The 9,330-nt window shown below is 40.9% G+C and carries 11 protein-coding genes; 6 read left to right on the top strand and 5 right to left on the bottom strand.

Annotated features, from left to right (window positions below):
* The coding region (locus tag ACTWPM_RS09695) for a 3D domain-containing protein (protein WP_443132841.1) at positions 1–217 on the top strand (217 nt) is incomplete at its 5' end.
* A 193-nt stretch (positions 218–410) separates the two neighbouring features.
* On the opposite strand, the gene ACTWPM_RS09690 is transcribed toward ACTWPM_RS09695, so the two are convergent.
* Complete coding sequence (locus ACTWPM_RS09690; RefSeq protein WP_443132840.1) at positions 411–974, bottom strand: NADPH-dependent FMN reductase; 564 nt, start codon at positions 972–974, stop codon at positions 411–413.
* Between the two features lie 120 nt (positions 975–1,094).
* Here ACTWPM_RS09690 and ACTWPM_RS09685 point away from each other — a divergent pair, with 120 nt between their 5' ends.
* The 4 genes from ACTWPM_RS09685 (at position 1,095) to ACTWPM_RS09670 (ending at position 4,341) form a co-directional block, all read left to right on the top strand.
* Positions 1,095–1,583 (top strand): GNAT family N-acetyltransferase, encoded by a 489-nt coding sequence (locus ACTWPM_RS09685; protein WP_443132839.1) that lies wholly within the window; start codon positions 1,095–1,097, stop codon positions 1,581–1,583.
* Between the two features lie 90 nt (positions 1,584–1,673).
* The gene (locus tag ACTWPM_RS09680; protein WP_443132838.1) at positions 1,674–1,826 is read left to right on the top strand and encodes a hypothetical protein; all 153 of its coding nucleotides are present in this window, start codon (positions 1,674–1,676) and stop codon (positions 1,824–1,826) included.
* Positions 1,827–2,088: 262 nt separating this feature from the next.
* Complete coding sequence (locus ACTWPM_RS09675) at positions 2,089–2,889, top strand: SDR family NAD(P)-dependent oxidoreductase (RefSeq protein ID WP_443132837.1); 801 nt, start codon at positions 2,089–2,091, stop codon at positions 2,887–2,889.
* Positions 2,890–3,177: 288 nt separating this feature from the next.
* The gene (locus ACTWPM_RS09670) at positions 3,178–4,341 is read left to right on the top strand and encodes an AI-2E family transporter (protein WP_443132836.1); all 1,164 of its coding nucleotides are present in this window, start codon (positions 3,178–3,180) and stop codon (positions 4,339–4,341) included.
* Positions 4,342–4,371: 30 nt separating this feature from the next.
* On the opposite strand, the gene ACTWPM_RS09665 is transcribed toward ACTWPM_RS09670, so the two are convergent.
* The 4 genes from ACTWPM_RS09665 to ACTWPM_RS09650 all read right to left on the bottom strand — a co-directional run bounded on the left by ACTWPM_RS09665 (position 4,372) and on the right by ACTWPM_RS09650 (position 7,644).
* On the bottom strand, positions 4,372–4,932 hold the full coding sequence (locus tag ACTWPM_RS09665; protein ID WP_443132835.1) for a cysteine dioxygenase: 561 nt from the start codon (positions 4,930–4,932) through the stop codon (positions 4,372–4,374).
* 26 nt (positions 4,933–4,958) lie between these two features.
* Complete coding sequence (locus ACTWPM_RS09660; protein WP_443132834.1) at positions 4,959–5,867, bottom strand: DMT family transporter; 909 nt, start codon at positions 5,865–5,867, stop codon at positions 4,959–4,961.
* Between the two features lie 92 nt (positions 5,868–5,959).
* Entirely contained in the window at positions 5,960–6,424 is a 465-nt protein-coding gene (locus tag ACTWPM_RS09655) for a GNAT family N-acetyltransferase (RefSeq protein ID WP_443132833.1), read from the bottom strand.
* A gap of 215 nt (positions 6,425–6,639) precedes the next feature.
* Positions 6,640–7,644 (bottom strand): YeiH family protein, encoded by a 1,005-nt coding sequence (locus ACTWPM_RS09650; RefSeq protein WP_443132832.1) that lies wholly within the window; start codon positions 7,642–7,644, stop codon positions 6,640–6,642.
* A gap of 117 nt (positions 7,645–7,761) precedes the next feature.
* Between ACTWPM_RS09650 and ACTWPM_RS09645 the strand changes: the two genes are divergently transcribed.
* Positions 7,762–8,658, top strand: coding sequence for a LysR substrate-binding domain-containing protein (locus ACTWPM_RS09645; protein WP_443132831.1), 897 nt, complete (start codon positions 7,762–7,764; stop codon positions 8,656–8,658).
* Positions 8,659–9,330 lie beyond the last annotated feature (672 nt).

Below are 9,330 nucleotides of genomic sequence, written 5' to 3'. Positions count from 1 at the left end.
CATTGATCTAAGAGCGAATCCAGATCGCAAGGTTATCGCTGTTGATCCGGACGTTATTCCACTAGGTTCTGAAGTGTATGTTGAAGGATACGGAAAAGCCGTAGCCGGAGATATTGGCGGCGCTATTCAGAATGATCGCATTGACGTATTTATTCCTAACCAGGATGATGCATTAGACTTCGGCCGTAAAGACGTAGAAGTAACCGTATATGAGTAAGATTAAAAAAATATTTTATTGTTTGCCTTGCAGAATGGAACTCTGCAGGGTTTTTTATTGTTGTTGGCACCGTTTTGAGGCAATATAAAATTATGCACATTAAATAATGAAATCGAATTTATAAATAAAATTACCGTTCAGTATACTTTTTAAACATAAAAAAAGATTCCTGTTGAAAAACAGGAACCATTAATTATGGAACAGTAATACTGTTATATTGCTTGTCTGCAAATTTCAGAAATTCGTCTACCACTCCATCAATAAAATCAATTGTCCCCTGATCTTTAATCTGTCCTTTGTCATCAACCTTATGTTGAATCTGTCCAACAAGGATTTCATTACCTGGTAGTACATTTGCAGACATTCCTGGAGAATTTAGAATTTGACGCAGGTGCATCTGGGCCCTTACTGTGCCGAGGATTCCCATCGTGGCACCCGCGATGAAAGTAGGTTTACCTTTCATCTCCTTTTCTCCACGAGAAAGCCAGTCTAAAGCATTTTTCAGTACGCCAGGAATTGAATGGTTAAACTCTGGAGTTACGATTAAAAAAGCATCTGTATCTGATAATTGAGCCTTAAAATTTTGCACAGATGCAGGAGCTTCGTGTTCAATATCTTGATCATAATGGGCTAATTCCCGGATAGGAACAATCCTTAAATCCATATGATCCTTATATCGATCTTTTATAAAGGTAGTTAACTTCATATTATAGGAATCTTTTCGAATACTGCCCACGAGAGCAGCTACTTTTAACATAACAACGTCCTCCTCGTATTGTGCTCCACCTCTATTATAAGAATAGGAACAAAGGGTTTCTAATTTTTTGCTCAATATTGGCAGAAAGTGGGTATATAGCGAATAGGAGGGAATGCAGCTATGGATTCAGTACAATTGCAGCCATATACATCATACCATTATCAGGGACTTTCTCACTTATCCTTGCCGAAAGAGCAGACGCACTACACAGAAATGCCTGTTCATTCAGTGGAGTGTGCTTCAGGCGATCCTACAAGAAACCCCGTGACCATTCTTATAGGGGATATACCAATAGGAATGTTTGTCCTCCAGAGTGGCCCGGTTGTGTCCGAATACACACCTCATAAAAACGCTCTTCTTCTTATTGCCTATATGATTGATTATTCCCATCAAGGAAAAGGGTATGCCAATGAGTCTCTAGAAAAACTACCAGGATATATTCGAGAGCATTTTCCAGAAATCGAATATATTGTCCTGGCCGTTAATGTGAATAATCATGCTGCTCAAAGTGTATATAAGAAGAATGGATTTTACGAACAAGGAGAACGGTTATTGGGGAAAAAAGGATGGTTGATGATTTTAGAAAAGAAAATAGAAAAAATGTTTTAAGAATAGTTTTTCTTAAGAGTTTTAAGTTTGAGTCTAACCCTCCTTGGGAATTGTATTTATAACCCTAGATAGAAAAGGAGGTACACCACTATGACTCTGCTATATTCAAAAGCCCGTGAGATGTTTGAACAAGATTACAAAAACAGTCCTGAAGCTAAGACAGATGTTCAGACAAAAGGTATGAAGCGCACGCGCTCTGGAAAGGCGTTATTTTCTTTCCGTAAGCAGAACAAGAAGAAATAACTAAAACAGTGGTGACGTTAGCTATGAGAAGAAACTACAAAAGAATAAACCTATCGGATCTTACAAAAAAAGGAGTTCCGTGGTGGGTCAGCGTTTAAGAGGCATTTTATGTCACGTAAACGCTGACTTTTTTATGGAAAAAAGACTGGGATATTGGTGTTTTATTATTTTTAAATAATATAAGGAGGGTTACTCGAAATAACGGGAAGGGTTTAATCAGGGAAAGGGAAGGTTATTTGATAATAAAGGAGGAAGTGAAATTATGACAGTTTTTTCAAAGGATGCTTTAAGTGGGGAACATATTCTGATTACTGGAGCCACGGGCGGAATTGGTTATGAAGCAGCTAAAGAAGCTGTACGAACCGGGGCACATATAACAATTACTGGAAGAAACCAAGAGAAACTGCAAGCGTTGAAGGAAGAATGTAATCAACTTAATTCAGAGGTAGAGGTTTTTGTTGGACCAGCTGACATAAATAATGAGGAAGACCGGAAGCAGTTAGTCCAGAATGCTAAGGAGACCATAGGTCCGGTTACGGGTCTTGTTAATTCAGCCGGCGTTGGAGGAGGAGCACCGCTTGAAGACCTTACAGAGGAGCAGCTGCGTAAGCCTATGGAATTAAATTATTTCTCTACTGTTCTGCTTACTCAGGAAGTCTATAAAGATATGAAAGAACAACGACGGGGATCAATTGTTAATCTATCTTCTTTATCAGGTCTCCGCGGAACTCATAGCAATATTGCTTATAGTTCCTCTAAATTCGCTGTTATTGGATTTACTCAATCCCTGGCTATAGAAGCTATTGAACATAACGTGAGAGTGAATGCCATTTGTCCAGGGTTTGTCGATACGTCAATGGGAAGGCAGGCGATAGCCAACATCGGCAAGCGAGAAGGGCGTAGTTACGAAAAGCAGAGGCAAATTTCTGAGGAGGCACTGCCTTCCGGAAGGATAAGTACTCCAGAAGAGGTAGCTCGTTCGATTGTATATTTGTTAACGGATGCCTGCGAGAATATCGTTGGTGAATCGTTAAAAATTTCAGGTGGAGGCGTTATGAGATAATCCTTAATATTACATTTTGAAGACAAGCGTTTGTTTGCAGGTTTAACCGGGAATTTATTTACTATACAAACACAGGAGGAGGTTTTCTCCGAATGGGACGCTTAATTAAACGAATTATTAAATTTGGTCCGATCGTCTATCCAGTTATTCGTAAGTTTATGCGAAAACGAAAAGGGAAATATTAGAAACGTGCCTATCTTCATAGGCGCGTTTTTTTACTATTCTATGATAAACTGGAAAAAAGATCAGACCCATTAAATTGCCACCACGTATGAAGGGGATATGCACATGAATCGTTGGGACTCAACACCGGTTATCCGTTTTTTTGGAGGCCGTAAGTTATTGTACATATTAGGTATTATATTAATCATCGGTCTTAATATCTTAGTCTATTCTAGTGTGGACTTCATCTTTGAACCTATCATCGTGTTTATAAAAACGGTAGCTTTACCACTGATATTATCCATTGTCGTCTATTATTTATTGCGGCCCATTATTAATTTAATGGAATCATTGAGGATCAAGCGTATATGGGCTATTTTAATTACTCTATTATTAGTTATTGGGTTAATTACGTTACTGGTTGTTTTGATTATCCCTTTTCTGGAGAAACAGTTTCTAAGCCTCGCGGAAGAATTGCCTGAATACTTAAATGCTCTGGTAATTTCCCTTGATCAATGGTTGCGTGATTCCTTTTTAGGAAGCTATTACAGCAACCTCTTTCAGGATATAGACGGGCTGCTTGATCAGCTCCCTGAAAATATCTCCTCCTATGCGGTTCAGACCGTGGAGGGCATTACGAATTTTATCACGACGCTTACCACAGTGCTCGTTGCTTTAGTAACATTGCCATTCATCTTGTTCTATTTATTGAAGGACGGTCATAAGCTACCGGCTAAAATGTTAAGCTTTTTCCCTCCGAAGGTCCGTCCTGAAGTGAATAGTGTGTTTAAAGGAATTGATCATCAGCTAAGTGCCTATATTCAAGGGCAGATTATAGTCAGTTTCTGTATCGGTATCATGATGTATATCGGCTTTGTAATTATTGGTTTAGATTATGCCCTTCTGCTTGCGGCCATTGCCAGTGTAACAAGTGTCGTTCCCTATTTAGGGCCGGTAATTGCGATTACGCCAGCCTTGATCATTGCTATTGTGACGTCACCATTTATGGTACTGAAGCTTGCCTTCGTATGGACCGTCGTCCAGCTGTTAGAGGGTAAATTTATTTCTCCTCAGATTATGGGGAAAAGTCTTCATATTCACCCGGTCACTATTATATTTGTCCTTTTAACGGCAGGTCATTTATTTGGGGTAGTCGGTATTCTTGTAGCTATTCCAGGCTACGCCATTCTGAAAGTGTTTGTATCTCACATCTTCTATTGGCTTCAGCTGAGATACAACCGTTTCGTTGAAGACGGGAATAAATATAAACTCCCCGAACGAAGGTATTGATCACTAAAACCGGGAGGACTATGGCTGAGATTAAGTAAAGTTTTTAAGGTTAATCTCCTTGATCTTTTGGCGCGTTTCTTCCGGCCACCAAGCTCCGCAGTCACTTGAAACGATACAGGCTGCACATTTCTTTAAATCATATACTTTCATTCCTCTGATCGGAGGGGAATAAAGATGAAGGGTGATCAGAGGGTTTATTCCCTCCCGCCCCATTTTATGCACCCCATGTTGGGGGGCATACAACAGAACACCTTCTTTTTTGATTTCTGTAAAAAGAGCTTCTGGCAAATGTCCTTTTTCTACTTGGAATACCGTATGTCGCGTTGCACCACTCAGCACTTGGATCCAGCCTGTAGAAGCTCCGTGGTCATGAGGCGCACATTCAATGTCAGCCCAGTTCATTGCCAAAAGCTCAACTCGCTCATCCGCGTATAAGAGCTTTCGGTAATAAGGTCTTAGACCTGGGGCCTCGAGCCATGCTTCTGCCTCGCTTTTTTGAACATCAAGTTTTATTAATGCTTCTTTTAACTCTTCAACAGAATAGTCGTGCATACTGCCTAAAATTTTTCTGGCACGATCTTTTATATTCATACATTGCCCTCTCTTCTCTTTTAATCTCAGCTTCTGTGAAACAGCACGCGAAGCCTTCCTTGAACAAGCAGCACACCAAAAATAATGAGCCAGCCCCCGGTAATAGATAGCCAGGAAAAGTTCTCCTTTAACAATAGAACGGCAGCGATTAAAGTGGCCAGAGGTTCTAAATACAAAAAAACAGAGACTTGAGATGCTTCCATGATTTCTAATGCTTTGGCCCAGTACCAATAAGCTAAAGCCGAGACAAATACCCCGAGAAAGAGTAAGTGGCCCCAATAGTAACCTTGAAGAGTAACAAGTTGACCCCAGCCTTGGTTTCTTATAAAAAAGGGCAGCGTCAGCAAAAAACCGCACATACTCATATAAAAAGTAATAACTATGGAGGGTAATGGAATAGAAAGTTTCTTGAGCAGAACCGAATAAACCGCCCAGTTGAAAGTGCTCAGGATCATTAGAAAGTATCCAATACTTAGAGCGAAACTGAATGATTGACCGCTTCCAATCGTGGTCATTAGTAAAACTCCAGAGACTGCTATAATGATTCCGGCAGCTCTGACTCGAGTGAGATGTTCCTTTAAGAACACAATAGATAAAAGAACTGTAAAAATGGGAGAAAAAGAAATGAGCCAGCCGGCCGCTGAAGCCTGTATGGTCAGGAGGGCGGAAGCCTGGATGACCTGATGAACGAACACCCCGAGGATACCCAGGGATAACATATGAGGGATGTATTTTAACGGTACCCTTATTTTTTCTTTCAGAAGATGGATGAAACAGAATAGAAAGGTACTGCCGATTCCAAATCTCACGACGAGAAGTGTAAAAGGGTCAAGCACCTCTAATACAGCTTTAGTAGAAACAAAAGAAACTCCCCAGAAAGTAATAGACATTGTAGCATAAAGGGATGCAGCTAAACGGGTATTAGGGAAGGACATGTCCCGCTTCCTTTCTGCCTCGTGTACTTTAATACACTATATGCACGGGGCAGACAAGCATCCCTGAATAATGAAAAAATGGCAGTTCGCAGTTAATTTACTTCGGAGGTGGGTCTTTCCAAGCGGGTAAGAAACATACCGGGGGTTACTTCTTTTTCATGTGTAGGGTGAAAACCGTGGCTGGTATAAAGATTGAGGGCGGGAATGTTATTACTACCTGTATATACATAACTAGGCTTAGAGGGGTAAATACCGATTACACTTCGAAGGAGACTTTGACCAATCCCTTTACGAAAGTGTTCAGGGTGCACCATAAGCCGATAAATATCTACATAACTTTCTTCTATTTTATAAGAAATGGCTCCAACCAGATCCGCTTCTATATAGGCTCCTATAAACGTTTCCCCTGATTCCATGATAGAAGATATATTATCTTCGAAAGTAGGAGGATCCGGGAAGCCTACAACAGCAGCTTCTACTTGGTAAGAAAGGGATTGAAGACGGAGAATGCTGTTCGCTACATGTTCCTTGGCTGGTGAAATTTTAAAGAGATTCAACGTTTGATACTCCTTGTATTTATGACTTTGACTCTTTTTTTATTTTAGCAGAGAATGTAGCAATTATAAAAATGGGTTTTTACTCCGCGTCATGAAAAATAGGAGGGTTAGGAAAGAGGCTACTTAGCGTGAGTAGCTTTTCAATGAAAGCAGGTTTAGAGAAGTTGCAAAAAAAGTGTCCTTAAAAGATAGGACACTTTTTTTGTTCGTGCTTCTTAAATCATCCAATAAGTGAGTAAAGATAACAAAAGCGATGTAATAATCATAAGGAGCATCGGCTTTAAAGCCTTAGTCCTTACATCTTCTAAACTGACGCTAAGCCCAAGACCAACCATCGCCATTGTTAATATAAAAGTCGTTCCTATAGATATCCCGTCCATTATGACTGGAGGTATAGTGAACCAATTTCCTTCTATATAACTTCCAAACAGACTCATAGCGATAAATCCTACCAGGAACCATGGGAAAGCAACAGATGATTCCGCTTCTTTATTCCCTTTTTTGTTCATGATCCAGACAAGGAGCAGACTGAGAGGAACGAGCAGAAAGACGCGTCCAAGCTTAGCGAGTAATGCCATCCCTAGTCCAGTATCTCCAGCGGGCGCACCAGCGAGTGCTACATGAGCAATTTCGTGGAGGCTTAACCCAGTCCACATTCCATAGGATTCCATATCTAATGGAAGTAATGGACGAAGCACCGTATACCCAATGGCAAATAATGTACCAATAATTGATATTACCCCTGCGCTGATCGCCGTATCTTCTTCCTTCGCCTTTAGAATAGGTGATACCGCTGCGATGGCAGAAGCGCCGCAGACACCAGTGCCTATTCCAAGCAGCAAGGATAAAGAAGTGTCAGCTTTCGTTAATCGTGCCAGAAGAATCATGATTCCTATAGAAAAACCGATTACAACGCTGTCACGTATTAACAAGGGGAGGCCTTCGCTTAAAATAACGGATATATTTAACTTCAATCCAAATAATATAATCGCCAGCCGTAGTAATTTTTTCGCTGAGAATTGAACTCCTGAGCGTATTTGTTCTGGGTAACCGAGAAAGTGTCGGTAGAGTACTGCCAAAAGAATAGCGGCTGCGAGGGGTCCAATTTGACGAACTAAGGGAAAGGATGCAAGTAGAAAACCTGCTCCCGCAATTATTGCGGTAAATCCCATTCCCAAGAGGAGGGGTCGAAATGAGATCGAACCTAAGTAATGCTTCATTTTTCAACCTTCTTTTCGAAAAATTTTCACCTCATACACTATACTTCTGGTCATAGCATTAGTAAAATAAAACTTTATAATATAAATGATTAATATTATTAATGATAGGGTGATTGAATGGATTTTGAAGCGATGAAGACGTTTGTAGCAGCAGTGGATCAACAAAGCTTCACGAAAGCTTCAAAAATGTTGAATCTTTCTCAGCCTACAGTAAGCTTTCATATTAAAAACCTTGAAAGCTATTTCGAAGCGGAGCTTATTGATCGTTCTCCTAAACGGTTTATCGTGACTCAGACAGGTGAACTTGTATATCAACGTTCCCGGCAAATCCTTGGACTTATTGATAAAACAAAGGCGGAAGTGCTTGAATTTCACAAGCAATTAAGGGGAAAGCTCCACATCGGAGCGAGCTATACGGTAGGCGAATATATTCTGCCATCTGTCTTAAAAGAATTTGACCATGATTATCCAGCGATAGATTTAGAGGTAAAAATCGCTAATACGGAACACATTAACCGGTCGATCCAGCTCCATGAATTGGATGTTGGACTGGTGGAGGGACAGGTGAATCATCAGGGGCTTAAATCTGAGCCTTTTCTGGAGGATGAGATGGTCGTTATTGTACCTGGAGATCACCCAATTCGCGAAGAGGATACTATTACCTTCCAGCAGCTGCAGGATCAAACCTGGATTACTAGAGAAGGAGGTTCAGGCACAAGAGCAGTAATGGACTCAATGCTTGAATCGTATAATATTAGACCGGAAAAATTGATTACAATTGGAAGTAACCACGGTGTTGTTCAGGGCGTAAAAGAGGGTCTTGGGCTGTCTTTGATATCAAAAACCGTAGTAGAACACACAGCAGCGGAGTCGCTAATTATGAAGCTTCCTTATATAAAAACCACAAGCCGGTACTTTTCTCTGGTTATGCCGACCAATGAAGAAGAGATTTCCAAAAACGTGGAGTTGTTTGTGAAAAAAGTAAAAGATCTTTATCATCTAAGCGGGAGATAACAGCAACTGACCAGAGGGGACGAAGATTGGGGATAATAAGTTATTTCCCTGGACGGCAGGAGTAGCTAATCTAGGTAAGCACGGTGTGTTGAACTTGTTCTATGTTCACCATGATTATTAGCACAAAGGAGTCGGTGGCGGGCTGCTTCTTGAAATTGAAAAGTCCGCTTTATCCAGCTAAATGAACTACATAGAAACAGAGGCAAGTTTGAGGCTGTTTCTTTTTTAAAGGCTCTGTTAAACTTCTGTGTTGATCTAAAGGAAAAGCTCCCGTTTCTTTAAGACTTGATTTCGAGATATTTGTTGAGCGGAAGGCCCTGCGGGGGACGATTTCGCTTTCCGCGGGCATGTGCTGAGCCTCCTCAGTCTTCGACTTCCGGGGTCTCACCGATCATGTTCATCCCGCAGGAGTCTATATCGTCCCCCTTCGGACCATACCGAAACAGAATCTTGACACCACCTAACACACTGTTTGCTTGGTGAGAAAAAAAGCATGAGATGAGGGTTATATTTTCATGCTAGAACGACATGAAAATGATTGCCATAGAAGCATTTAGGACTTATTTAGAAGGAGAGGTTTTCTCTCTTCTGGAATGGTCCGTTATTCTGCCCTGGCTGGGTTGGAGGGGAAATAGCGAGACTCCCATGGGAGAAGGAACTAGGTGAGATACC

Source organism: Halobacillus sp. K22 (assembly GCF_052246795.1).
Classification (GTDB): domain Bacteria; phylum Bacillota; class Bacilli; order Bacillales; family Halobacillaceae; genus Halobacillus.
The sequence above is the reverse complement of the archived record's forward strand: the minus strand, read 5'-3'. Positions and strand labels throughout refer to the sequence as shown.

What these genes read in the sequence shown, in the direction of transcription:
- ACTWPM_RS09690 (WP_443132840.1), bottom strand. Translation starts at nt 974, where the DNA reads ATGTTAAAAGTAGCTGCTCTCGTGGGCAGTATTCGAAAAGATTCCTAT.
- ACTWPM_RS09685 (WP_443132839.1), top strand. Translation starts at nt 1,095, where the DNA reads ATGGATTCAGTACAATTGCAGCCATATACATCATACCATTATCAGGGA.
- ACTWPM_RS09680 (WP_443132838.1), top strand. Translation starts at nt 1,674, where the DNA reads ATGACTCTGCTATATTCAAAAGCCCGTGAGATGTTTGAACAAGATTAC.
- ACTWPM_RS09675 (WP_443132837.1), top strand. Translation starts at nt 2,089, where the DNA reads ATGACAGTTTTTTCAAAGGATGCTTTAAGTGGGGAACATATTCTGATT.
- ACTWPM_RS09670 (WP_443132836.1), top strand. Translation starts at nt 3,178, where the DNA reads ATGAATCGTTGGGACTCAACACCGGTTATCCGTTTTTTTGGAGGCCGT.
- ACTWPM_RS09665 (WP_443132835.1), bottom strand. Translation starts at nt 4,932, where the DNA reads ATGAATATAAAAGATCGTGCCAGAAAAATTTTAGGCAGTATGCACGAC.
- ACTWPM_RS09660 (WP_443132834.1), bottom strand. Translation starts at nt 5,867, where the DNA reads ATGTCCTTCCCTAATACCCGTTTAGCTGCATCCCTTTATGCTACAATG.
- ACTWPM_RS09650 (WP_443132832.1), bottom strand. Translation starts at nt 7,644, where the DNA reads ATGAAGCATTACTTAGGTTCGATCTCATTTCGACCCCTCCTCTTGGGA.
- ACTWPM_RS09645 (WP_443132831.1), top strand. Translation starts at nt 7,762, where the DNA reads ATGGATTTTGAAGCGATGAAGACGTTTGTAGCAGCAGTGGATCAACAA.